Origin of the sequence: Pseudomonas sp. (genome assembly GCF_017744435.1) — a bacterium.
Classification (GTDB): domain Bacteria; phylum Pseudomonadota; class Gammaproteobacteria; order Pseudomonadales; family Pseudomonadaceae; genus Aquipseudomonas.
This window is the reverse complement of sequence record NZ_JAGIBG010000025.1, coordinates 17,470-42,298: the sequence shown is the minus strand read 5'-3', so window position 1 is coordinate 42,298 and position 24,829 is coordinate 17,470. Positions and strand designations below refer to the sequence as shown.

At 63.2% G+C, this 24,829-nt stretch carries 17 protein-coding genes; 9 read left to right on the top strand and 8 right to left on the bottom strand.

Features of this window, described 5'->3' with window-relative positions:
• The first annotated feature begins 12 nt into the window (after positions 1-12).
• The gene (locus J7573_RS17235) at positions 13-2,151 is read left to right on the top strand and encodes an HET-C-related protein (RefSeq protein ID WP_294337746.1); all 2,139 of its coding nucleotides are present in this window, start codon (positions 13-15) and stop codon (positions 2,149-2,151) included.
• A gap of 11 nt (positions 2,152-2,162) precedes the next feature.
• Here J7573_RS17235 and J7573_RS17230 read toward each other — a convergent pair whose 3' ends face one another.
• Together J7573_RS17230 and purL are read right to left on the bottom strand one after the other, a co-directional pair.
• Positions 2,163-2,474: an NGG1p interacting factor NIF3 gene (locus J7573_RS17230; protein WP_294337744.1), complete on the bottom strand. Its 312-nt coding sequence runs from the start codon at positions 2,472-2,474 to the stop codon at positions 2,163-2,165.
• Positions 2,475-2,477: 3 nt separating this feature from the next.
• On the bottom strand, positions 2,478-6,377 hold the full coding sequence (purL, locus tag J7573_RS17225; protein ID WP_294337742.1) for a phosphoribosylformylglycinamidine synthase: 3,900 nt from the start codon (positions 6,375-6,377) through the stop codon (positions 2,478-2,480).
• Between the two features lie 288 nt (positions 6,378-6,665).
• Here purL and mltF point away from each other — a divergent pair, with 288 nt between their 5' ends.
• A complete protein-coding gene (gene mltF, locus J7573_RS17220) occupies positions 6,666-8,123 on the top strand; it encodes a membrane-bound lytic murein transglycosylase MltF (protein WP_294337741.1) in 1,458 nt (485 codons plus the stop codon).
• A 49-nt stretch (positions 8,124-8,172) separates the two neighbouring features.
• Here mltF and tadA read toward each other — a convergent pair whose 3' ends face one another.
• Both tadA and J7573_RS17210 read right to left on the bottom strand, forming a co-directional pair.
• A complete protein-coding gene (gene tadA, locus J7573_RS17215) occupies positions 8,173-8,652 on the bottom strand; it encodes a tRNA adenosine(34) deaminase TadA (protein WP_294337739.1) in 480 nt (159 codons plus the stop codon).
• Positions 8,652-10,034 (bottom strand): multicopper oxidase family protein, encoded by a 1,383-nt coding sequence (locus tag J7573_RS17210; RefSeq protein WP_294337737.1) that lies wholly within the window; start codon positions 10,032-10,034, stop codon positions 8,652-8,654. The genes tadA and J7573_RS17210 overlap by 1 nt, the downstream gene beginning before the upstream one ends.
• A 298-nt stretch (positions 10,035-10,332) precedes the next feature.
• On the opposite strand from J7573_RS17210, the gene J7573_RS17205 reads away from it, so the two are divergent.
• Entirely contained in the window at positions 10,333-11,166 is an 834-nt protein-coding gene (locus tag J7573_RS17205; RefSeq protein WP_294337735.1) for a dienelactone hydrolase family protein, read from the top strand.
• 260 nt (positions 11,167-11,426) lie between these two features.
• The gene (locus J7573_RS17200) at positions 11,427-13,718 is read left to right on the top strand and encodes an autotransporter domain-containing protein (RefSeq protein WP_294337732.1); all 2,292 of its coding nucleotides are present in this window, start codon (positions 11,427-11,429) and stop codon (positions 13,716-13,718) included.
• A gap of 80 nt (positions 13,719-13,798) precedes the next feature.
• On the opposite strand, the gene guaA is transcribed toward J7573_RS17200, so the two are convergent.
• The 4 genes from guaA to J7573_RS17180 all read right to left on the bottom strand — a co-directional run bounded on the left by guaA (position 13,799) and on the right by J7573_RS17180 (position 18,370).
• Complete coding sequence (gene guaA, locus J7573_RS17195) at positions 13,799-15,376, bottom strand: glutamine-hydrolyzing GMP synthase (RefSeq protein WP_079229545.1); 1,578 nt, start codon at positions 15,374-15,376, stop codon at positions 13,799-13,801.
• 78 nt (positions 15,377-15,454) lie between these two features.
• Positions 15,455-16,924, bottom strand: a complete 1,470-nt coding sequence (guaB, locus tag J7573_RS17190; RefSeq protein WP_110637350.1) for an IMP dehydrogenase — start codon at positions 16,922-16,924, stop codon at positions 15,455-15,457.
• Between the two features lie 86 nt (positions 16,925-17,010).
• Positions 17,011-17,568 carry a sugar ABC transporter ATPase gene (locus J7573_RS17185; RefSeq protein WP_103445500.1) on the bottom strand — a complete coding sequence of 186 codons (558 nt, stop codon included), beginning with the start codon at positions 17,566-17,568 and terminating at the stop codon, positions 17,011-17,013.
• 46 nt (positions 17,569-17,614) lie between these two features.
• Entirely contained in the window at positions 17,615-18,370 is a 756-nt protein-coding gene (locus J7573_RS17180) for a sulfite exporter TauE/SafE family protein (RefSeq protein WP_294337726.1), read from the bottom strand.
• A 97-nt stretch (positions 18,371-18,467) separates the two neighbouring features.
• Between J7573_RS17180 and J7573_RS17175 the strand changes: the two genes are divergently transcribed.
• From J7573_RS17175 to J7573_RS17155, 5 genes are all read left to right on the top strand, one after another.
• On the top strand, positions 18,468-19,355 hold the full coding sequence (locus J7573_RS17175) for a LysR substrate-binding domain-containing protein (protein WP_294337725.1): 888 nt from the start codon (positions 18,468-18,470) through the stop codon (positions 19,353-19,355).
• Positions 19,356-19,400: 45 nt separating this feature from the next.
• Complete coding sequence (xseA, locus tag J7573_RS17170) at positions 19,401-20,780, top strand: exodeoxyribonuclease VII large subunit (protein WP_294337722.1); 1,380 nt, start codon at positions 19,401-19,403, stop codon at positions 20,778-20,780.
• Positions 20,781-20,783: 3 nt separating this feature from the next.
• Complete coding sequence (locus tag J7573_RS17165) at positions 20,784-21,611, top strand: M23 family metallopeptidase (protein WP_103445504.1); 828 nt, start codon at positions 20,784-20,786, stop codon at positions 21,609-21,611.
• Between the two features lie 433 nt (positions 21,612-22,044).
• The gene (leuA, locus tag J7573_RS17160; protein ID WP_103445505.1) at positions 22,045-23,718 is read left to right on the top strand and encodes a 2-isopropylmalate synthase; all 1,674 of its coding nucleotides are present in this window, start codon (positions 22,045-22,047) and stop codon (positions 23,716-23,718) included.
• 168 nt (positions 23,719-23,886) lie between these two features.
• Positions 23,887-24,825 carry a DUF6384 family protein gene (locus J7573_RS17155; protein ID WP_294337708.1) on the top strand — a complete coding sequence of 313 codons (939 nt, stop codon included), beginning with the start codon at positions 23,887-23,889 and terminating at the stop codon, positions 24,823-24,825.
• Positions 24,826-24,829: the final 4 nt, after the last annotated feature.

Here is a 24,829-nt window from a genome sequence, read left to right as displayed (position 1 = left end):
AAGCGATTGCCCATGCTGGTCGTTCATTCGAATCAGGTTCCCATGATGAACGACCAGCCTACAGACATTACCTCGTTTGCCAGCACCTTCACCCTGGACCGACTGGCCGATTTTGCCTCGGACATTGACGTCCAGCTCTTTAGCCACTTGTTCAGGCCGATATTTGGCAGCCGCCTGCCACTCGCGCTGTTCGTGCACCTGCAGCGGGAATTGATCGCCAAGACCTTGAGCAACCCAAGATGCCAGGTCAACTACGACATCAACGTGCCTTGCACCTACGATAGCGAAACCGGCCTGATAGAGGTTCAGCACGAGGCCATTGCACAGGCCATCGAGGATCCAGCCAAGGGCGCTGGACTCATGGTTGCACTGATGGGCGCATTTGCACTGCACATCCACCACTTGTTGCTGCAAGGTTGCAAAGCGCTCGGCGCTCCATGTGCCATACCACCGGGCAGCGAAACGATCACCGCAGGCTTCGTGCAGACCTTGCTTTTTTACAACAAGCCGATCGCATCCGGGAGCACCCTTGCGACATTCACCGAGAGGGGCTTGGAGCAGACCTTGACACTCAGTGTTCCAGAGTTCTCCTCGCGCCGTGTGAAGCGCTTTGCTGCCGGAAGAGGCGATGGGGGAAGCGACACTTCATTTGGCCATGAGTCCATTGAAGATGCGCTTGAAGTCGCCGGTTTCGATGAGGCCCAACGCAAAGCCATCTACTTTGGCAACTGGCTACGTGACTACTCACAACTGATCGATCCCAAGATCGTTCAGCCGCAGGACAATGCTGGCACCGATACGGCGAAAATTATCGAGGCCATTACTTCAGGTAACCTGCCGAGAGTGTCGCGAGAAAAGCTGACAGCCGTCGTCGACCTGTTCGGCCTCAAGGAATTCCATACCCTACAGCAAACGCCTGAGGGGCGTGACGCCTATCGGGTGACCCCGGAGCTGCTGGGTGTCTACCGAGCCCACGAACACATCGACAACCCGACCTCGCTGGACAGGGAGGCGGACGACCCGCGGAGCATCGACCCCGCTTTCAGCGCGTTGGTATTCCCTGAAAGCACTCTCAACAAGGTGCTGCCCAGGCGCTCGATGAAGCGTTACATCCGCCGACCGATTGCCTACATGGTCAAACAGTTGAATGCTGCAAAACAGGAAGGCATGACTGCCAAAGGCATGCGCCTGTTCGGCGAGGCCCTGCACGTACTGGAAGATTACTTCGCCCACTCCAACTTCGTGGAGCTGAGCTTGCGCAAGCTGGGGTACGGCGACGTGTTGACATGGACGCCCCGCATCGACTCAAGGGAAGAGTCTCGCCATGAATGGCCTGTCATCACAGGTATGTTCGGGACTTTGGATATCGTCGGCAGCGTTAGCGATCCGATGGCCAATCTGCTTTACGGTAACGACGATTCACCAAACCTGGAGCCGGGTGAACGCAGCGACTTTGACAAGGTCATGCTGATCTTGCTGAAAGACGAAGATCGCCTGCTGCTCGAAGCCTATGAACTGTACCTGAAAGCCCGGGACGCCATCAGAGGCAACCCACTCTATCAATTGTCCCAGCAGCTTACGGGGGCTATCGAAGCGCCCAGCAAAGCCATCGAATATGCTTCCAACCTGATCAGGAAACCCCTGTTGAAATGGGCAGGCGACCATATCGCCACCTTGCAGACCCACCTGGACGGGGACCCGAACAACGACGCGGAGGTGATGGCAACCCATTCGCAACTCGCCAAGGACCATGGCACGCATCCTTTCCACGGCCTGGCGGTGCGGCTGGCTGCACTAGCGGTCAAGGATGTAGGCCAGGCAATGTTCAATCATTGGATGGCATTGGGTGAGGCGGCGGGCGACCCGCGGGTTGTAGCCGAGCGCTTCATGGTTCACCCCAATGATACCGATTGGTTCACTGACGCTGTCGATGCATGGGCTCGGGCAAACCCTGAAAAAGTCGAGCAAGGGAAATCAATCGAAACGCTAAGGCAACTGCAACGTCTCGAACTGGATGATGCGCTGAAAGAAATCGAGGGCGCCTTGAAAAAGACGATGGAGAACATCCAGGAGATCGAGGAATTAACCAACACCAGCTACTGGGAAATAGCCAATCTGCCCGACGCTGGACCCGCCCCCTGGAGTTGGTAGGCCCAGAGCGTTCAGTAATCGAGCAAACGCCAGACCTCGTAGGCTGGCGTCTCGTACGGGTGGCTCTGCTTGAGCGCAGCGACGACCTGAGCGATCAGGTCGTCAGCCACCACCAGCTCCACCTTCCACTCCTCGACCACCTCGACCTGGCCAGTCTGCCCGAGGAACGGCTGGCTGCCGTCCAACGGGCGGAACTGGCCCTGGCCCAGGGTCTGCCAGGCGCACTGGTCGTAGTCGCCGATAAGCCCGCCACCGGCGGCGAACACGGCGGCCTTGACCCCTTCAACGTGGCTGGCCGGGACGAAGAAGGCGAGCTTGTACACGCCTTAGTTCACCCACACGCGGGCGTTGCGGAACATACGCATCAGCGCGGCATCTTCCTGCCACTCATCAGGGCGCCAGGAGTTCTGCACGGCGCGGAACATACGCTCCGGGTGCGGCATCATGATGGTCACGCGGCCGTCACGGCTGGTCAGGCCGGTGATACCACGCGGCGAGCCGTTCGGGTTGGCCGGGTAGGCTTCGGTGACCTTGCCGTGGTTGTCGACGTAGCGCAGGGCCACGCAACCGGACAGGTCGGCTGCCAGCAGTGCCTCTTCGCTGGCGAACTCGGCATGGCCTTCACCGTGGGCGATGGCGATCGGCATGCGCGAACCGGCCATGCCCTGCAGGAAGATCGAGTTGGACTTCTGCACCTCGACCATGGCCACACGCGCCTCGAACTGCTCCGAGCGGTTGCGCACGAAGTGCGGCCAGTGCTCGGTGCCCGGGATCAGCTCGTGCAGGTTGGACATCATCTGGCAACCGTTGCACACGCCCAGGGCGAAGCTGTCGGTACGTTCGAAGAAGGCCTGGAAAGCATCGCGGGCGCGGCTGTTGAACAGCGCCGACTTGGCCCAGCCTTCGCCAGCACCGAGCACGTCACCGTAGGAGAAACCACCGCAGGCGACCAGGCCCTTGAAGGCTTCGAAGTCGACGCGGCCAGCGAGGATGTCGCTCATGTGCACGTCGATGGCAGCGAAGCCTGCGCGGTCGAAGGCGGCAGCCATCTCGACCTGGCCGTTGACGCCCTGCTCGCGCAGGATCGCCACTTGCGGGCGCACGCCCTTCTTGATGTACGGCGCGGCGATGTCGTCGTTGACGTCGTAGCCCAGCTTGACCGACAGGCCCGGGTTTTCTTCCTCGAGCAGCAGGTCGAATTCCTGGTCGGCGCAGTCGGCGTTGTCGCGCAGGCGCTGGATCTGGTAGCTGGTTTCGGCCCACTGGCGCTGCAGCATGCGACGGTCGTCGTCGAACAGCACTTCGCCGTTGAGGCTGATGGAGACTTCACCGTTGTTGATCGGCTTGCCGATCACCGCGACGCACTCTTCGCCCAGGCCGGCAGCGCTGAACTGGGCCAGCACGTCCGGGGTAGCATCCTGGCGAACTTGAATGACCGCGCCCAGCTCTTCGTTGAAGAGGATGGCGGCGACGTCGGCCTTGCTGTCGGTCAGCGGGTCGAGGTGCAGGTCGAGACCGCAGTGGCCGGCGAAGGCCATTTCCAGCACGGTGGTCAGCAGGCCGCCGTCGGAGCGGTCGTGGTAGGCCAGCAGGTGGCCGTCGGCGTTCAGGCCCTGAATCACGGCGAAGAACGCCTTGAGGTCTTCGGCGTCATCGACGTCCGGTGCCTGGGCAGCAATCTTGCCGTAGGTCTGGGCCAGGATCGAGGCGCCCATGCGGTTCTTGCCGCGGCCCAGGTCGATCAGGATCAGGTCGGTCTCGCCCTTGTCCATGCGCAGCTGCGGGGTCAGGGTCTGGCGAATGTCGGTGACCGGGGCGAAGCCGGTGATGATCAGCGACATCGGCGAGGTGACGCTCTTCTCGACGCCCTCTTCGCTCCACTTGGTCTTCATCGACATCGAGTCTTTGCCGACCGGAATGGTGATGCCCAGCTCAGGGCACAGCTCCATGCCGACGGCCTTGACGGTGTCGTACAGGCGCGCGTCTTCACCGGGGTGGCCGGCAGCGGACATCCAGTTGGCCGACAGCTTGATGTCGGACAGTTTCTCGATGCGCGAGGCGGCCAGGTTGGTGATGGTCTCGCCGATCGCCATGCGCCCGGAAGCCGGGGCATCCAGCAGTGCCAGCGGGGTACGCTCACCCATGGCCATGGCTTCGCCGGTGTAGACGTCGAAGCTGGTGGCGGTGACGGCGCAGTCGGCCACCGGGACCTGCCACGGGCCGACCATCTGGTCGCGGGCAACCAGGCCGGTGATGGTGCGGTCGCCGATGGTGATCAGGAAGCTCTTGCTGGCCACGGCCGGGTGGCTGAGCACGCGCTGCACGGCAGTGTCCAGGTCCAGCTGGCTCGGGTCGAAATCATCGCCCAGCTCGGCTTCGCGGGTAACCGACCGGTGCATGCGCGGCGGCTTGCCCAGCAGCACGTCGAGCGGCATGTCCACCGGGGTATTGCCGAAGTGGCTGTCGCTGACGGTCAGGTGCGGCTCTTCAGTCGCTTCACCGACCACGGCAAACGGGCAACGCTCGCGCTCGCAGATGGCCTGGAAGCGCTCGAAATCGACGGCGCTGACGGCCAGTACGTAACGCTCCTGCGATTCGTTGCTCCAGATTTCGTGCGGGGCCATGCCCGGCTCGTCGTTGGGCACGTTGCGCAGTTCGAAGCGGCCACCACGGCCACCGTCGTTGACCAGTTCCGGGAAGGCGTTGGAGATACCACCTGCGCCGACGTCGTGGATGAAGGCGATCGGGTTCTTGTCGCCCAGCTGCCAGCAGCGGTCGATGACCTCCTGGCAACGGCGCTCCATTTCCGGGTTTTCGCGCTGTACCGAGGCGAAGTCCAGGTCAGCTGAGCTGGCACCGGTGGCCACCGACGAAGCGGCGCCGCCGCCCAGGCCGATCAACATGGCCGGGCCACCAAGCACGATCAGCTTGGCGCCGACGGTGATCTCGCCCTTCTGCACGTGGTCTTCACGGATGTTGCCCATGCCGCCGGCAAGCATGATCGGCTTGTGGTAGCCGCGCACTTCTTCACCGTGCGGGGTGTCGATGGCCTGCTCGAAGGTACGGAAGTAGCCGGTCAGGGCCGGACGACCGAATTCGTTGTTGAACGCGGCGCCGCCCAGTGGGCCTTCGATCATGATGTCGAGGGCGTCGACGATGCGCTCAGGCTTGCCGTAGGCCTGCTCCCAAGGCTGCTCGAAGCCCGGGATACGCAGGTTGGACACGGTGAAGCCGGTCAGGCCGGCTTTTGGCTTGGCGCCACGGCCGGTCGCGCCTTCGTCGCGGATTTCGCCGCCGGAGCCGGTGGAGGCGCCGGAGAACGGGGCGATGGCGGTCGGGTGGTTGTGCGTCTCGACCTTCATCAGGATGTGCACCGGCTCCTTCACCGCGCCGTACTGGCGGGTTTCAGGGTTCGGGAAGAAGCGCCCGGCCACGCTGCCGACGATCACCGAGGCGTTGTCCTTGTAAGCCGACAGCACGCCTTCGTTGTGCATCTGGTAGGTGTTCTTGATCATGCCGAACAGGCTCTTTTCCTGAGCCTGGCCGTCGATGTCCCAACTGGCGTTGAAGATCTTGTGGCGGCAGTGCTCGGAGTTGGCCTGGGCGAACATCATCAGTTCGATGTCGTTCGGGTTGCGCTTGAGGCCCTGGAAGGCGTTGACCAGGTAGTCGATCTCGTCTTCGGCCAGGGCCAGGCCCAGGTCGACGTTGGCCTGGGCCAGTGCCTCGCGGCCACCTTCGAGGATGTCGACCGAGGTCATTGGCTTGGGCTGGGCATGGCTGAACAGGTCGGCTGCCTGCTCGAGCTTGGCCAGCACGCGCTGGGTCATGCGGTCGTGCAGTTCGGCGGCGATCAGCTCGGCGTCGGCGTCGCTCAGGGTGCCGGCCACGTAGTAGGCGATGCCGCGCTCCAGGCGCTGGATCGACTGCAGGCCGCAGTTGTGGGCGATGTCGCTGGCCTTGCTGGCCCATGGCGAGATGGTGCCCAGGCGCGGCACGACCAGGAACAGGCGGCCGGTCGGCTCCTGTACCGGCACGCTCGGGCCGTATTTGAGCAGACGGCCCAGCACCTGCTGCTGGTCGGCGGTCAGCTCGCCGTCAACATCGGCGAAGTGGGCAAATTCGGCATACAAACCAGTAACAGCGGGGACTTTCTGGCTCAGTTGCTCGAGTAATTTACCGTGGCGAAAGGCAGAAAGGGCAGGAGCGCCGCGCAGGATCAACATCGTCGGGACAGCCTCAGGAAGGGGTGTGCTTAGAGGCCGTGCATTCTAGCCTAATTCGACGGCTTTCGGCACCCGCTCTACACCACGGCTGCCGGGCGGCGGAACCGGACTTCGGGGTCAAAAAAAAGCGGCAAGCTTCAAGCTGCAAGCCACACGCATAAGCATGCTTGCGCCAGCTGCTTTTTCTTGTGGCTTGCAGCTTGAAGCTTGCAGCACAGAAACTGCTACCAGACAAGCAAACCGTTGTCGAGATATGGCTGTGCCGGTCCTTTGCGTATACTGCAACCTATGTTCGCCCACACTGCTTTGCGCCAGCGTTGCGCCAGATGGCTAATCGCAACCGGACTCTTTCTGCTGCTCGGTGCCTGCGTTGAAAAACCCAGCACCCTCGAGCGCGTGAAGGAGGACGGCGTGCTGCGCGTAATCACCCGCAACAGCCCGGCCACCTACTTCCAAGACCGCAACGGCGAAACCGGCTTCGAGTACGAGCTGGTCCAGCATTTCGCCGACGATCTCGGCGTCAAGCTGCAGATCGAGACCGCCGACAACCTCGACGAACTGTACGACTCGCTCGGCAAACCCTCCGGCCCGGTGCTGGCGGCGGCCGGCCTGGTCAGCAGTGACCGGCGCAAGGCCCAGGTCAGGTACTCGCACCCTTACCTGGAAGTGACCCCGCAGGTCATCTACCGCAACGGCCGTCCGCGCCCCACCGATGCCAAGGGCCTGGTCGGCAAGAAGATCATGGTGCTCAAGGGCAGCAGCCACGCCGACCAGCTGGCCGAGCTGAAAAAGCAGTATCCGGGCCTGGAATACGAGGAATCCGACGCGGTCGAAGTGGTCGACCTGCTGCGCATGGTCGATGAAGGGCAGATCGACCTGACCCTGGTCGACTCCAATGAGCTGGCCATGAACCAGGTGTACTTCCCCAACGTGCGGGTCGCCTTCGACCTGGGCGACACCCGCGACCAGCGCTGGGCGGTGGCGGCCGGTGATGACAACAGCCTGCTCAACGAGATCAACGCATTCCTCGACAAGGCACAGAAGAACGGCACCCTGCAGCGCCTGAAAGACCGTTACTACGGCCATGTCGATGTACTGGGCTACGTCGGCGCCTACACCTTCGCCCAGCACCTGCAGCAGCGCCTGCCCAAGTACGAGAAGCACTTCAAGAGCTACGCCAAGGTCGAACAGGTCGACTGGCGCCTGCTGGCAGCCATCGGCTACCAGGAGTCGATGTGGCAGCCCGAAGTCACCTCCAAGACCGGCGTGCGCGGCCTGATGATGCTGACCCAGCGCACGGCCCAGGCCATGGGTGTGTCCAACCGCCTGGACCCGAAGCAGAGCATCCAGGGCGGTGCCAAGTACTTCATGAAGATCAAGGATGAGCTCGACGACAGCATCAAGGAGCCAGACCGCACCTGGTTCGCCCTGGCCGCCTACAACGTCGGCACCGGCCACCTGGAAGACGCCCGCACCCTGGCCAAGCGCGAAAAGCTCAACCCGAACAAGTGGCTGGACGTGAAGAAGATGCTGCCGCGCCTGGCGCAGAAGCAGTGGTATCGGCAGACCAAGTACGGTTATGCCCGTGGCGGCGAGCCGGTGCACTTCGTGGCCAACATCCGCCGTTACTACGACATCCTCACCTGGGTGACCCAGCCGCAGCTCGAAGGCCAGGTGGCCGAGGGCAACCTGCATGTGCCCGGGGTCAACAAGGACAAGCCGGCGGATCAGTCGCCGCCGATGTAAGCCTGCTCTGGCCTCTTCGCGGGCGAGCCCGCGAAGAGGCAGGTACAGGCTAAGCCTTGGCCCGCCGGGCCTTGAAGAAGTCACTGAGAATCTGCCCGCACTCCTCCGCCAGCACCCCGCCCTCCACCATCACCCGATGGTTGAGAAAGCCCTGCCCGAAAAACTGCCCCTGGCTCTGCACGATGCCCGCCTTGGGCTCCAGCGCGCCAAACACCACCCGCATCACTCGCGAGTGCACGATCAGCCCCGCACACATGCTGCACGGTTCCAGCGTCACGTAGAGGGTGCTGCCTGGCAGCCTGTAGTTGCTGGCAGCCTTGGCCGCCGCGCGAATAGCCACCATCTCGGCATGGGCGCTTGGGTCGCTGTCGATGATCGGCCGGTTGAAACCCTGGCCGATCACCTGCCCATGCTGCACCAGCACCGCGCCCACCGGCACCTCGCCCATGGCCGCGCCCTCGGCGGCCAGGGCCAGGGCCAGGCGCATGAATTCCTGATCGCGGCTGCGATCGATGATCTGCGGGCGCATCAGACCACCGCGATCGCGGCCATCAGGCCGGTTTCCATGTGGTCGATGACGTGGCAGTGGAACATCCAGGTGCCTGGGTTATCGGCCACCAGTGCGACCTGGGCACGCTCGTTCTTGCCCAGCAGGTAGGTATCGGTGAAGTAAGGTTCGGGGATTTGCCGGCGATTGGAGCCGATCACCTTGAAACTCATGCCGTGCAGGTGGACCGGGTGCTGGTACTGGGTCATGTTCTTCAGCTCGAAGATGTAGCTCTTGCCCTTCTTCAGCGTGGCGATCGGCCGGTCGGCGCAGGTCTTGTCGGTAATGTCCCAGGCTTGGCCGTTGATCTGCCACATGCTCGACGGTTTGTCCGGATCGTCGGTGACCGAGACAGTCGCCGCCCATTCGAAATTGAAGTTCAGCTTCTCGGCATTCTCCAGGTCCGGCTCGGCGATCGGGTTCGCCGGCAGGGCCTTGGGCCACTCGCCCGGTGCTTCGGTGCTGGCCACCGAGCGCAAGGTGCCCAGGCGTACAAAACCGTCGCGCAGGGAAATTTCCTCGCCCGCCTCGGGAATGCGAATGGCCAGGCAGATGCGCATGCCCGGGCCGAGCCAGTATTCGTCATCCAGTGGCCGTGGGGTCACCGGGTTGCCGTCGAGGGCATAGATTTTCGCCTCGCAGTTGCCTTTGAGGTTGAGGCGGTAGGTCCAGGTGTTGTCCAGGTTCAGCAGACGCACGCGCACCACCTGCCCTGCCGGCAACTCAGTGACCGAGTCAGCCTGGCCATTGATGGTGATCAGCCGCCCGGCAGTGCCGTTGCGGGCGGCCTCGCGGGGGATGCTGAAGGGCAGCCAGGCGCCCTGCTCGTCCACGTGCCAGTTCTTCAGGCTCAGGGTGCGCTCGTGCTTGAACCCGGTCGGCTCGCGCTCCTCGACGATCAGCGGGCCGACCAGCCCACGCCCAAGCTCCTCGGAGCTGCTGACATGGGGGTGGTACCAATAGCTGCCGGCATCCGGCACGCGGAACTTGTAGTCGAAGTATTCGCCCGGTTTGACCGGAAGCTGCGAAACATAGGGCACGCCGTCCATTTCCAGCGGCAGGCGGATGCCATGCCAGTGGATGGTGGTTTCCACCGGCAGGTGGTTGATGAAGCGTACCCGCAGCCAGGTGCCCTGGCGCACGCGCAACTCAGTGCCTGGCGCCGAAGGGCCGAAGGCCCAGGCCTCGGTCTTGAAGCCCGGCACCAGCTCGACGTCCAGGGGCGCGGCGATCAGCTCGTAGTCATGCCCGGCGTTGTCGTCCTCGACCTTGCCCAGCCAGTAACGGGCCGCGCCACCGGCGCCCAGGCCAACCACAACCAGGCCGGTCAGGCCCTTGAGCATTTGTCGACGGGTGAAGGACATCGGTGCGGGTACCTCGCATTCTGCGCAATCAAGCTGCCAGCTTGGCTGGCGGTGAAGGGCGAATACGATACACCTGCAAATGGGAAAGATTAAGTGAAGTGTTGTCACGGCATGCACGAGACAGGGTCGATGCCTCGCGATACTGTCCAACTGGAAATTTAACCAAGGCACCTGCACTATCACGCACCGTACCCATACGTTGCGATAAGAGACTTTGCATCATGTGTTGTGATCCAGGGTGAGCAGATACCCTTATCGTCGGTGGATATCGACCAGCATCCATTGGATCTGGACAGTAATGTTCAGCGCGCTTTTGAGCGCTTGCCAATCGCCACGCGAGGCGCTGCAACAACTGGCTGAAGAGCACGGCAGACAATTGCAGGTGCTGCCGGACCACGCCTTTCCGCTCGTCATGCTGGCGCCGCACCCTGCAGACAAGATGACCCGCCTGCGTGTCTACCTGGAAGGCGATGGCCACGCCTGGGCGACGGCCACTCAACCCAGCCTGGATCCGAGCCCGCACAATCTGTTGGTGGCACGACTGGCGATCAATGATCCGACCCCGAATGTATACCTGGCGCGCCCCTGCCAGTTCATCATGGCCGCAGCTTGCCAATCATCCCTCTGGACCCATCGACGATTTTCCAGGGAGGTGGTCACCCGCCTCAGCCAAGCGCTGGACCAGTTGAAGCAGCGATATGCCAACAGGGAGTTCGAACTGGTGGGGTATTCAGGCGGCGCCGCCCTCGCCTTGTTGTTAGCGGCGCAGCGCAATGATGTTACCCAGGTGCAAAGCTTCGCCGGCAACCTCAGCCCACGTCTGTGGGCGATGATGAAAGGCCTGTCGCCACTCGAGGGCTCGTTGGATCCGCTGGAGTATCGTGATCGGCTCGCCTCGTTACCCCAGCGTCATTTCATTGGAACAGCGGACCCCATCATCCCAGCCAGCTTGGCCGAGCGATACCAACAGGCACTTGGCTCGCCCCTCGCTCAATACGTCCCGGTACAACAAGCAAGCCATGACAGGGGGTGGGAAGCGACATGGAGCCGGTGGGCTCAAACACCGCTGGCACATGAAAGCCCTGGGCTCGAGGGGGAGAAACGCCCTCTGGGTGTACCGCAATCCCCCTGACACATGGACTGGGCGAGGCCGCTTGCCCGATCGTAAAGATACGTTAATTACCGAACGGAAAGCTTCAGACAAGCTGCAACAAAGCATTCCTTAGTTTTTCTGGTCGTTACTTGTCTTTTCCATGGTGAATTCCCCTGCAGGCATGGTGTAAATTTGCACGCGCTTGAATCAGTGCTCCACTGACACGCTGGCTGGGATGCCTGTAACAAACGCTGATGCGCAGTGCTTCCTGCCGGTTTCTTCCCTGTAAGGAAACTGCCTTGACCATCTACCTCCTGCGCCGCTCGATGTTGGCGCTGTCTGTCACTGCTGCTACCGCCCACGCCGCACCCGACTACAACCATGACCTGAGCACAGGGGCTTACAATAGCTCCGGTGATGTGTTCAACAATCTCACCTTCACCGGGACGTCGCAGAACGCAGGTGTAGCGGTGAGCAACGTGACATTGGCGGGCAACCTGGCCAACCAAGGCAAAATCAACCTGGCGGCTGCGAATGCCAGCGACATCCTGTCCGGCATCAGCATGACCCTCAACTCCACCGTTGCTGGCGACCTGGTCAATCAGGGCGACATTACGGTAAACAGCAACAGCGCCATGGGGCTGGACCTGTACCTGGCCAAGATCACAGGTGAAGTGAACAATAACGGCACCATCACTGTGACTGGCAAAAATGCCAATGGCATGATGATCACCTCGACCCAGGCGAGCATCAATAACTCGGGCACTATCACCGCGCGCGGCATCGACTCTGCGGGTATCGAAGTCGAGAACGCCCGCTTCACCGCTCAAGTGACGGGCGGCGCCTTCAAGACCGCTATCAACAATAGCGGGACCATCTCAGCTGATGGCGTGGGCATTCACTTTGTCAGCCTCGACACCTCGGGCGGTACCAACATCTTCGCCATCACCCAGACCAGTGGCCTGATCGAAGGCGGCACCGCAGCAATACTGGCGGACGACGGCGCATCGCCCTCGTACTTCTACTGGAAAGGAGGGCAAGTAAAGGGTGACCTGCTAGGCCTGAGTGGTGTGCTGGTAAAAGGTGACGCGATGTTCGATGGCTCGACCATCCGCGCCGGCTACGTCGATATCGACGGTGGTCGTCTGACGCTGCTCCGCCCGCAGACGACCATCGTCGGCGACCTCGATCTGGACAGCGACACTGCACGCCTGCGCCTGCTGCTGGGTAACGACACACAGCCTGACACGCCGATTCTCAAAGTCACAGGCAACACCTACTTCTCTGAAGGTAGCCAGGTCGAACTGAAGGCCCGCTCCGAAGACTTCCGCACATCGGCCCAGGGCACCCGCTACACCCTCATCAACTCTGGCACCTGGGAAGAGCCGCAGAACCTGTCCGTGGTTTCCTCCTCGGCGCTGCTCGAGGTGAAGAGCTTCGCCATCGAAGGCCAGGACCTCAAAGCGCTGGTCGCCACCCGCAGTGATGAAGTGATCACGCAGGGCCTGCAGGAAGCCAATGCCTCGGAGAACGCGGTGAACGCGATCAAGCCGCTCAAGAACACGCTCATGGGCCTGATGGACCAAAGCGACCCGGTCTTCCAGCGTTTCGCCAACGCCGCCAGCAACGAAGAGCTGGCCAAACTGGCCGAAACCCTGACCCCGGATGTCAGCGGTGGCGCGGTCAACGCCGCCACCAGCAGCCAGAACCTGGTCACAAGCGCCATCAACCATCGCGCCAGCAAAGCGCGTAGCGGCCTGTCCTCCGGCGACGTCCTGGCAGAGCAAGGCGTATGGCTGCAAGCGCTGTCCAGCGATGCCAACCAGGACAGCCGCCACGGTATCGAAGGTTACGACGCCAACACTCACGGCATCGCCGTGGGTGCTGACGGCAAGCTCAACGCCAATACCACCCTGGGCCTGGCCTACAGCTACCTCACCAGCGACGTCAAAGCCGACCTTGGCAACAAAACCGACGTCAGCGGCCATGCACTGACTTTGTACGGCAACTGGGCCCGTGACAACTTCTTCGTCGACACCTCGCTGATGTATGGCTGGAACGACAACGAGTCCAAACGCTACATCGCCGGTACCCTCGCCAAGGCCAACTACGACAGTGAGATCTTCGGCGTCAACGCACTGGCAGGCTACACCTTCCAGCTCGACAAGCAGTGGCTGCTGGAACCACAAATCGGTGCGCGCTATGCCAAGGTGTCGATTGATTCGTACCGTGAAAAAGGCAGCTCAGCCGCCCTCAACGTCGGCAGCCAGCGCTATGAAATCGGCGAAATGGGCCTGGGCGCTCGTCTGGCGGCCGCTTTCGACGTAGGTGTGGGCACCCTGGAGCCGGAAGCCAAGCTGATGGCCTGGCACGACTTCATCGCTGACAAGGCCAGCACCACTTCCACCTTCGTGCTTGGCGGTACCCCGTTCACCACCACGGGCGCAACACCTGCGCGCGACAGCTACGAACTGGGGCTGGGCGCAAATTACCGCGTCGGCGCGTGGAGCGTGGGAGGCACGTACAACTACTTGGCCAGCAGCGGCTTCAATGCCGACACCTTCACTGCGAACGTGCGTTACGATTTCTGATCACCGTCTTCACCTGAAACGACAAAGCCCGCTTGCGCGGGCTTTGTCGTTTCAGGCTGTCGGTCTAGCCGGACGCGGAATCATTCCCACTCGATGGTGGCCGGCGGCTTGCTCGACACGTCGTAGGTGACGCGGGAGATACCGTCGATTTCGTTGATGATACGGCCACTGACGGTTTCCAGCAGCTCGTACGGCAGGTGTGCCCAACGCGCGGTCATGAAGTCCACGGTCTCGACGGCACGCAGTGCCACGACCCAGGCGTAGCGACGGCCGTCGCCGACGACGCCGACCGACTTGACCGGCTGGAACACCACGAATGCCTGGCTGGTCTTGTGGTACCAGTCGGCCTTGCGCAGTTCTTCGATGAAGATGTGGTCGGCGCGACGCAGGATGTCGGCGTATTCCTTCTTCACTTCACCGAGGATGCGCACGCCCAGGCCCGGGCCTGGGAACGGGTGGCGGTAGACCATGTCGTACGGCAGGCCCAGCTCCAGGCCGATCTTGCGCACTTCGTCCTTGAACAGTTCACGCAGCGGCTCGACCAGCTTGAGGTTCATTTCCTCCGGCAGGCCACCGACGTTGTGGTGCGACTTGATCACGTGGGCCTTGCCGCTCTTGGCGCCGGCCGACTCGATCACGTCCGGGTAGATGGTGCCCTGGGCGAGGAACTGGATGTTGTCCAGCTTGCTGGCTTCGGCATCGAAGATGTCGATGAAGGTGCGGCCGATGATCTTGCGCTTCTTCTCCGGGTCGGCTTCGCCTTCCAGGTTGTCGAGGAACTGCTTTTCAGCGTCGGCGCGGATCACCTTGACGCCCATGTTCTCCTTGAACATGGCCATCACCTGGTCGCCTTCGTGCAGGCGCAGCAGGCCGTTGTCGACGAATACGCAGGTCAGCTGGTCGCCGATGGCGCGGTGCAGCAGCGCGGCAACCACCGAGCTGTCAACGCCGCCGGACAGGCCCAGCAGGACGTTGGCCGAGCCGACTTGCTCACGCACCTGGGCGATGGCGTCTTCAACGATGTTGGATGGGGTCCACAGGGCTTCACAGCCGCAGATGTCCTGGACGAAGCGGGACAGGATGCGACCGCCCTGCTTGGTGTGGGTCACTTCCGGGTGGAACTGCACGCCGTAGTAGCCGCGCGAATCGTCGAACATGCCGGCGATCGGGCAGCTCGGGGTGCTGGCCAGCACGTGGAAGTTGCCTGGCATCTGGGTGACCTTGTCGCCGTGGCTCATCCACACGTCCAGGCCCAGCACGCCGTCGTCGTCAACGTGGTCTTCGATGCCGTCGAGCAGGCGGCTCTTGCCGACCACGTCGACGCGGGCATAACCGAACTCACGCAGGTCGGAACCTTCGACCTTGCCGCCCATCTGCTCGGCCATGGTCTGCATGCCGTAGCAGATGCCCAGCACCGGCACGTTCAGGTCGAACACCGCCTGCGGGGCGCGTGGGCTGTTGGCTTCGTGGACCGACTCGGGGCCGCCGGCGAGGATGATGCCGCGCGGGTTGAATTCGCGGATCGCTTCATCGTCCATGTCGAACGGGTGCAGCTCGCAGTACACGCCGATTTCGCGCACGCGGCGGGCGATCAGCTGGGTGTACTGGGAACCGAAATCGAGGATCAGGATACGGTGAGCGTGAATGTCGAGGGCCATGACTCAATCTCGTCAGTGGAAATCGGAAACGACGCGGGGCTGTCATGACAGCCCCGCTTGCTAATGTTGCTGAAAGCCTCAGCCTACGCGGTAGTTAGGGGCTTCTTTGGTGATCTGCACGTCATGCACGTGGGACTCGGCCATGCCGGCACCGGTGATGCGCACGAATTCCGGCTTGGTGCGCATCTCTTCGATGGTCGCGCTGCCGGTGTAGCCCATGGACGAACGCAGGCCGCCCATCAGCTGGTGGATGATCGCGGCCAGGGCGCCCTTGTAAGGAACGCGGCCTTCGATACCTTCCGGTACCAGCTTCTCGGCGCCGGCCGAGGAGTCCTGGAAGTAACGGTCGGACGAGCCTTGCGCCTGTGCCATGGCACCCAGCGAGCCCATGCCGCGGTAGGCCTTGTAGGAACGGCCCTGGAACAGCTCGACTTCGCCCGGCGCTTCTTCGGTACCGGCGAACATCGAACCCATCATCACGCAGGAAGCACCGGCAACGATGGCCTTGGACAGGTCACCGGAGAAGCGGATACCGCCGTCGGCGATCAGTGGCACGCCAGTGCCTTCCAGTGCAGCGGCAACGTTGGCGATGGCGCTGATCTGCGGCACGCCGACACCGGCAACGATACGGGTGGTGCAGATCGAGCCTGGGCCGATACCGACCTTGACGGCGTCGGCGCCGGCTTCAGCCAGGGCCTTGGCCGCAGCGCCGGTGGCGATGTTGCCGCCGATCACCTGCACTTGCGGGTAGGTTTCCTTGACCCAGCGAACGCGGTCGATCACGCCTTTGGAGTGACCGTGGGCGGTGTCGACCACCACCACGTCAACGCCGGCGGCAACCAGGGCGGCAACGCGCTCGCCGGTGTCCTTGCCGGTGCCGACCGCAGCGCCGACGCGCAGGCGACCCTGGTCGTCCTTGCTGGCCAGCGGGTAGGCCTTGGCCTTTTCGATGTCCTTGACGGTCATCATGCCCTTGAGGTTGAACTTGTCGTCAACGATCAGGACCTTTTCCAGGCGGTGCTTGTGCAGCAGCTCGCGGACTTCGTTCTTGTTGGCGCCTTCGCGGACGGTGACCAGGCGCTCTTTCGGCGTCATCACGTCGCGGACCTTGGCGTCCAGACGGGTTTCGAAGCGCACGTCGCGGGAGGTGACGATACCGACCAGGTCGCCGTTCGCCAGTACCGGCACGCCGGAGATGTTGTTCAGGCGGGTCAGGTCGAACAGGTCGCGCACGGTGGCGTCGGCGTCGATGGTGATCGGGTCCTTGACCACGCCAGCCTCGAACTTCTTGACCTTGCGCACTTCGCCGGCCTGCTGTTCGATGGTCATGTTCTTGTGGATGATGCCGATGCCGCCTTCCTGGGCCATGGCAATGGCCAGGCGCGCTTCGGTCACGGTATCCATGGCAGCGGAAACCAGCGGAATGTTCAGCTCGATGCCACGAGTCAAACGGGTCTTGAGACTGACTTCATTGGGCAGTACCTCGGAGTAGCCAGGTACAAGGAGGATATCGTCGAAGGTCAGGGCTTCTTGGCTGATACGCAGCATCGCGGGGGCTCCCGGGCGGGAAAAATGGAAGCGCGCCATTATACTCATCCACGGCGCGCCGCTCAATGCAAAATAAGGGCCTTCGGTCAGCCTTGTGGCACTTTTACCTGCACCACCGCCACCGGCTGGTCGAGCCAGTCGGCAAAGCTGTCGAGAAAGGCCTGGGTGAACCCGGCCTCGCCCCAGTTGTTGAAGATGAACCCAAGGTTGGAAAAGGCACATGGCTGCAGGTAAATGAAGCCATTGATGTCGTCTTCATGGCCGCACAGCGGGCAGGTGAAGTTGTCGCTCACCGCCGGCATCCACTCCTCCAGGCTCTCGAACAGCGGCTCGCCGACCTCGCGCCGGCACTCCGGGCAGCCGGCCTCCTCGAGGAACCCCTCGGTCGGGGTATAGATGCAACGCTTGAGCATCACTTCCAGGCCATTGACCTGCTCGCCAAACGGCAGCTTTTCAGGGTGCAGGGCGACCTTGCGCGCGCCCGCCGCCAAGGCATGGCCCATGCGGTTGCCGGTACGGCCGCAGGTGGTCAGTTGTTCCTCGACGATCTTCTCGCGCACCAGCCAGCGCAGGATGGCGCGGGCACGGGCTTCGTGCACCTCGACGGTGGACAGCTTGGGGACGATGATGCTCTGGGTGTTCATGAACGAAGCGGGCCTGCGGACTGCGGTAATCCTGCAATTCTACAGCTCAGCCGCTCAGGTAGCGACCGATCAGCGCCAGGCCGCTGGCCAGCACCAGCCAGGTGACCAGGCGCACGAAGGCTTCGCGGGATAGTTTCAGGGTCAGCCGGCGCCCCACCCAGAGACCGATGAACATCACGGGCAGCAGGCAGGCGGCGAGCAGCAACAGGCTGGTGTCGGCGTACACGCCGGCCAGCAGGAACAGCGACAGGCGCACGAGGGTGCTGCAGCTGATCAACGCGCTTTGGGTCGCGCGCACCTGCTCCTTCACTTCAAGGCGTGCGCTCAGGTAGATCGCATAAAGGAAACCGCCACTGCCGAACAAGGCGCCAAACAGCCCGCCAACCGTGCCCATGGGCACCGCCCAAAAGCCCGACAATCGGGCCGGGCGCACCTTCACCGCCAGGCCGTAGACCGCATAGGCGGTGACGAACAAACCCATCAGCAACAGCAGCAGCTCGGACTTCAGGCGCAGCAGGAAAAGCACGCCCAGGGTGCAACCCACGGCCATGCACGGCAACAGGCGCAGCAGCTCGCCGCGCACCACGTCGCGACGTGACGGCAGCAGGTTGCCGAAGGCGGCGACGAAGTCCAGCAGCACCAGCAGCGGGATGATCCGCGACAGGGGCATGAAGTGGATCAGCACCGGGCCGGCTACCAGCGCAGTGCCGAAGCCTGCAATGCCGAAAACGATGTAGGCGGCGCCGACGCCGAGCAGGATGGGCAACCATTCAAGGCCGGAAAACGACAGTTGGGCGAGCACGGCAGCAACTCCTGGAAAGACAGGCAAAGGTTAGCCAGCCATGAGCCATGCCGACTAATATGCCTTTAACGCCATACCCATCTCGAAAAGGCATGACATGACGTCGATCCGCCAGTTGCGTTACTTCGTGGAAATCGCCGAATGCGGCAGCTTCAGCGGTGCCGCCGAACGGCTCTACATCGCCCAGTCGGCGCTGAGCCGGCAGATCAAGGAGCTGGAGCAGCAACTGGGTACCCCCCTGTTCGAGCGCACCGCGCGCCTGCCGCGCCTGACGCTGGCCGGCCAGGCCTTCCTGGAACGTGCGCGGCGCTTGCTGGCCGACCTGGCGCAAGCTGAGCGGGTGACCCGCGACATTGGTGAAGGGCTGCAAGGCAGCCTGCGCCTGAACCACTCCAGCACGGTACCGCTGACCGGCCCGCTGCTGGCTGGCCTGAGCGGCTACCTGCGGGGCAACCCAGGGGTTGCGCTGGAGATTGCCCAACAGTCGTCGGAGGCGCAGCTGGAGGATATCGCCGCCGGGCGACTGGATATCGGCCTGCTGCGTTTGCCGGTGCTGCGCCAGCATGAAGGCGTGGTGCTGCATGAACTGTTCAGCGAACCGTTGTTGCTGGCAGTTGCAGCCGGGCATCCACTGGCCGGTGCAGCGCAAGTGAAGCTGGAGCAGCTGCGTGAGGAGCGCTTTGTTTCCATCCCGCATCGGGATCGCGGCGGGCTGAGTTACCTGTCGGCCTCACTGTGCATGGATGCTGGCTTTTACCCGCGAGCGGCGCAGGTACTGTCGCGCAAGACGACGCAGTTGCAGCTGATCCAGGCCGGGTTCGGGGGGGCGTTGTTGCCGGAGTGCATGCGCGAGATTGCACCGGCCTCGGTCAGTTTCGTGGCGCTGGAGGGGGGATGCGAGAGTACCGTGGCGCTGGCCTGCCGACGCGATGCGGGACAGATGGTGCACCAGTTCGTCGCGGCGATGCAGGCTTGCCGGCGATAGGGCCGGGACAGACAACCGGGGCCGATGTCCTTTATGATGCCGGCCATGATCAGAGACCCTTTCGAACGACTCGGCCTGGACCGCGAGGTCCTCACCGTCAGCCAGCTCAACGGCCGCGCCCGCGTGCTGCTGGAAGACGTGTTCCGCAGTGTCTGGGTGGAAGGCGAGATATCCAACCTCGCCCGCCCGGCCTCCGGCCACATGTACTTCACCCTCAAGGACAGCGGCGCCCAGGTGCGCTGTGCGCTGTTCCGGCAGAACGCCACCCGCGTGCGCCAGGCCCTGCGTGACGGCCTGGCGGTGCGCGTGCGCGGCAAGGTCTCGCTGTTCGAAGGGCGTGGCGACTACCAGCTGATCCTCGATACGGTCGAGCCGGCCGGTGATGGCGCCCTGCGCCTGGCCTTCGAGGCGCTGAAGGAGAAGCTCGGCGCCGAAGGGCTGTTCAGTGCCGAGCGCAAGAAGCCGCTGCCGGCCCATCCGCAACGCATCGGCATCATCACCTCGCCCACTGGCGCGGTGATCCGCGACATCATCAGCGTGTTCGGCCGCCGGGCACCACAGGTCGAACTGAACCTGATCCCCACTGCCGTACAGGGCCGCGAGGCGATCAACCAGATCGTCCGCGCCTTGCAGCAGGCCGACCGGCTGGGCTTCGACGCGCTGATCCTGGCCCGCGGTGGTGGCTCGCTGGAAGACCTCTGGTGCTTCAACGAAGAAGCCGTGGCGCGCGCCGTGGCCGCTTGCGTAACGCCAATCGTCAGCGCCGTCGGCCACGAAACCGATGTGTCGATCAGCGACTTCGTCGCCGACGTTCGCGCCCCCACGCCTTCGGCTGCTGCCGAACTGCTGGCCCCCGACAACAGTGGCCTGCAGCAACGCCTCGACGGCCTGCAGCGGCGCCTGCTGCTGCGCATGCAGAACCGCCTGACCCACGACCGCCTGCGCCTGGAGTCGCTGACCCGGCGCCTGCGTCACCCCGGCGAACGCCTGCGCCAGCAAGCGCAACGCCTGGATGACCTGGACATGCGCCTGCGCCGCGCCTTCATGCTCAACCTCAACCAGCGCCGCGAGCGCCTGGCGCGCCTCGATACACGCCTGGCCGCGCAGCACCCGGGGCGCACGCTGAAGCTGCTGGGGCAGCGCCTGGACAGCCTCGCCGAGCGCCTGCCAAGGGCCATGCGCGAAGTACTCAAGGACCGCCGCCAGCGCTTCCAGGCACAACTGCAGACGCTGCAGGTAGTCAGCCCGCTGGCGACCCTGGCACGCGGCTACAGCATCCTCCTCGACGAGCAGGGCCAGGCCATCCGCAGCGCCGAGCAGACCCGCAACGGCCAGCGCCTGACCGCGCGCCTGAACGAAGGCGAGTTGCTGGTACGCGTCGAAGACAATCACCTGACCCCGGTCACCCTCTCTTTACTGGACTGACACATGCCCCGCCTGTTCGCGCCCCTGCTCGCCCTCTCCCTCCTGCTGCTGGCCGCAGGCGCCCAGGCCAGCTACATCACCCGCACCCTGAACAAGCCCGTGCCCGGTGGCGTGGCGGTGGTCGACCTCGGCCCGGCAGCAACAGCGCCGAGCGCGCGCTTCGATGGCAAACCGGTGCTGGTGGTCAAGGAGCAGGACAACTGGCTGGCCATCGTCGGCATCCCACTGACCCAGAAACCCGGCACCGCCGTGCTGACCCAGGGCGGCCGCAGCCTGCCCTTCAGCGTCGGCAGCAAGAAGTACCCCGAGCAGCACATCACCTTGAAGAACACCCGCCAGGTCAACCCGAACCCGGACGACCTCAAGCGCATCGACCGCGAACTGGCCGAGCAGATCAAGGCGTATCGCAGCTTCAGCCCGGTGCTGCCGAGCAACCTGATCCTCGACAAACCCGTCAGCGGGCCATTGTCGAGCAAGTTCGGCGTGCGCCGCTTCTTCAATGGCGAGGAGCGCAACCCCCATGCCGGGCTGGACTTCGCGGTGCCGGCCGGTACGCCGATCAAGACCCCGGCCAACGGCAAGGTGATCCTGGTGGGCGACTACTTCTTCAATGGCCGTACGGTGTTCGTCGACCACGGGCAAGGGTTCATCAGCATGTTCTGCCACATGTCGAAGATCGATGTGCAGGTTGGCCAGCAGCTGCGCCGCGGCGATGTGGTCGGGCGCGTGGGCTCGACCGGGCGGGCCACCGGGCCGCACATGCACTGGAACGTCAGCCTGAACGATGCGCGGGTGGATCCGGCGATCTTCATTGGCGCGTTCCAGCCCTGAGATCGGCGCCGCCTGCTTCGCGGGCTCGCCCGCTCCCACAGGGATCGCGCCGCGCCCGAAGGCTGCGCCGTACCTGTGGGAGCGGGCGAGCCCGCGAAGAGGCCAGCACTGCCAACATCAAATCCGACGTGTTGCGCTGTAGAAAAATACTGCGCAAGCCTTAGTAAGCACCATAAAAAATCCAGCTATAAAATCTCGCCATTTAGCTTTTTTTAAGCATTCCTCTCAATTTTTTTCGAACGCTTGCCATCCCCCACCCCACTGGTTAGGGTTGAGGGCATGAAAACCTTCAGCACCCTCATCCTGCTCCGACAACATCGCAGCCTCTGCCTGGTCAGCGCCCGACTACCAGGCTGATTCGCGTCGCCTCGCCTCTTCATCTCGTTACAGCTCGGCAGGCCCGATCTCGGCCGCACACAAAAGGATTGCTTCCATGACCATGCTCAAAGACCCATCGAAGAAATACCGCGCTTTCCCGACCATCGACCTGCCTGACCGTACCTGGCCGTCGAAGACCATCACCGAGGCGCCGATCTGGTGCAGCTCCGACCTGCGTGATGGCAACCAGTCGCTGATCGAGCCGATGGACTCGGAGAAGAAGCTGCGCTTCTGGAAGACCCTGGTGCAGGTTGGCGTGAAGGAAATCGAAGCCTCGTTCCCGTCGGCCTCGCAAACCGACTTCGACTTCGTGCGCATGCTGATCGAAGACGGCCACATCCCGGACGACACCACCATCCAGGTGCTCACCCAGGCCCGTGAAGACCTGATCGCCCGTACCTTCGAGTCGCTGCGCGGGGCGAAGAAGGCCATCGTCCACCTGTACAACGCCACCAGCCCGTCGTTCCGCCGCATTGTCTTCAATCAGGACAAGCAAGGCGTGAAGGACATCGCGGTGAACGCGGCCAAGCTGTTCGTCAAATATGCCGCCCAGCAGCCGGAAACCCAGTGGACCTTCCAGTACTCGCCAGAAACCTTCAGCGCCACCGAAATGGAGTTCGCCAAGGAAGTCTGTGACGCGGTCATCGAAGTCTGGAACCCGACCCCCGAGCACAAGATCATCCTCAACCTGCCGGCCACCGTGGAAGTTTCCACGCCGAACATCTACGCCGACCAGATCGAGTGGTTCTGCCGCAATGTCAGCCGTCGCGACAGCGTGATCATCAGCCTGCACTGCCACAACGACCGTGGCACCGGCATTGCCGCCACCGAGCTGGGCCTGATGGCCGGCGCCGACCGTGCCGAAGGCTGCCTGTTCGGCAACGGCGAGCGCACCGGCAACGTCGACCTGGTGACCCTGGCACTGAACCTCTACACCCAGGGCATCGACCCGCTGCTGGACTTCTCCGACATCGACGGCGTGCGCAAGGTGGTCGAAGAGTGCAACCAGCTGCCGGTGCACCCACGTCACCCGTATGTCGGCGACCTGGTCCACACCGCATTCTCCGGCTCGCACCAGGACGCCATCCGCAAGGGCTTCGCCAAGCAGCAGGAAGGCGAGCTGTGGGAAGTGCCGTACCTGCCGATCGACCCGGCCGACATCGGCCGTAGCTACGAGGCGGTGATCCGCGTCAACAGCCAGTCGGGCAAAGGCGGCATCACCTACCTGCTCGAGCAGGAATACGGCATCAGCCTGCCGCGCCGCATGCAGATCGAATTCAGCCAGGTCGTGCAGGGTGAAACCGACCGCCTGGGCCTGGAAATGACCGCCCAGCAGATCTACAGCCTGCTGCACAAGGAATACCTCCAGGCCAACGCCCCGTATGCGCTGGTCAGCCACCGCCTGCAGGAAGAAAACGGCAACAGTGCCGTGGAAGTGGAGGTCGCCGGCGAAGGCGAAACCACCCTGCACTGGCGCGGCAAGGGCAACGGCGCCCTGGAAGCCCTGGTGGCCGGCTTGCCGGTATCCGTGGAAATCATGGACTACAACGAGCACGCCATCGGTGCGGGTACCAACGCCAAGGCCGCGGCCTACATCGAACTGCGCGTGGCCGGCGGTCGTCCGGTGCACGGTGTGGGTATCGATGAAAACATCACCACCGCCAGCTTCAAGGCGCTGTTCAGCGCGCTGAACCGCTCGCTGAGCCAGCAGGAAGCCAAGGCCGCATAAGCAGCCCCCGGCAAATCAGGCCCGCATCCTTGATGCGGGCTTTTTTTTTTGCCAGTTTGCCAGCGTCCAGAGGCTGGCCACTGTTTTGCCTTACGGTTTGGGTATACTGCGCCAGCCCTCTTCAACTCATGCAAGGAGCACCATGAGCCGCCGTCAGGAATGTACCCGATGAGCGTCCCGCTGAGCGAACAGATCGGGGCCATGGGCCTCGTCGACCAGCTGCGTCATCGCGAGATGGAAATCCAGGAACACCTGGACCTGCCCCGGCGTCGCGCCGAAGTGGCCGAGCGGATCCGCAGCTATTACCAGAACAATGGCATCGCCTTCGAAGACGCGACGATCGAAGAAGGCGTACGCCTGTTCTTTTCGCGCCGCCTGGTGTTCGAGGCCCCCACGCTGAACCTGGCCCAGCGCCTGCTGGTACGCCTGAACATGGCGCGCGGCACGCTGCTGAAGATCACCGTGATCGGCGCCGTGACAGTGGCCCTGCTGCTGGGCCTGAACTGGTCAGAGAACATCCGCGCGCAAAGAGAAACTGCGCAATTGGCAACGCACAGCCAGGCCCTGCAGCACCGGCAACAACAGATGCTTGAGCGCCTGAAGGCAGTGACACTGCCCGCTGAGGATCGCCAGGCACTGACGGGCTGGGCCGTACAGGCCGGGAAAGACATCGCCAGCCAGAAGTTCAAAGTGGCAGAAAACACGCTCGGTGTGCTGGATGACTACCTGGACTACGCCGCCGAGCCTCTGACCCTCTCACTGGTCGACCGCCCCGGCGTCAAGTCCGGCGTGGAACGCTGCTACGAAGCGGCCGGCTGCAGCGCGAACAGCCTGCGAGGCAAAAGCTGGTACCTGATCGTCGAGGCCCTGGACGCCACCGGCAAGCCAACCCAGGTGCCAGTGACCAGCGTCGAGGACGGCAAGACCCGCTGGGCCGACCAGTTCGGCGTGCGGGTCAGCCATGACGAGTACCAGAAGCTGCGCCAGGACAAGCTCGACGATGGCCATATCAGCCAACGGGTCATCGGCGACAAGCCCGCCAACACCCTGGCCCTGCGCTTTACCCAGCGCACCAGCTCAAACCCCGACATGATCCTGCAATGGTGACGCC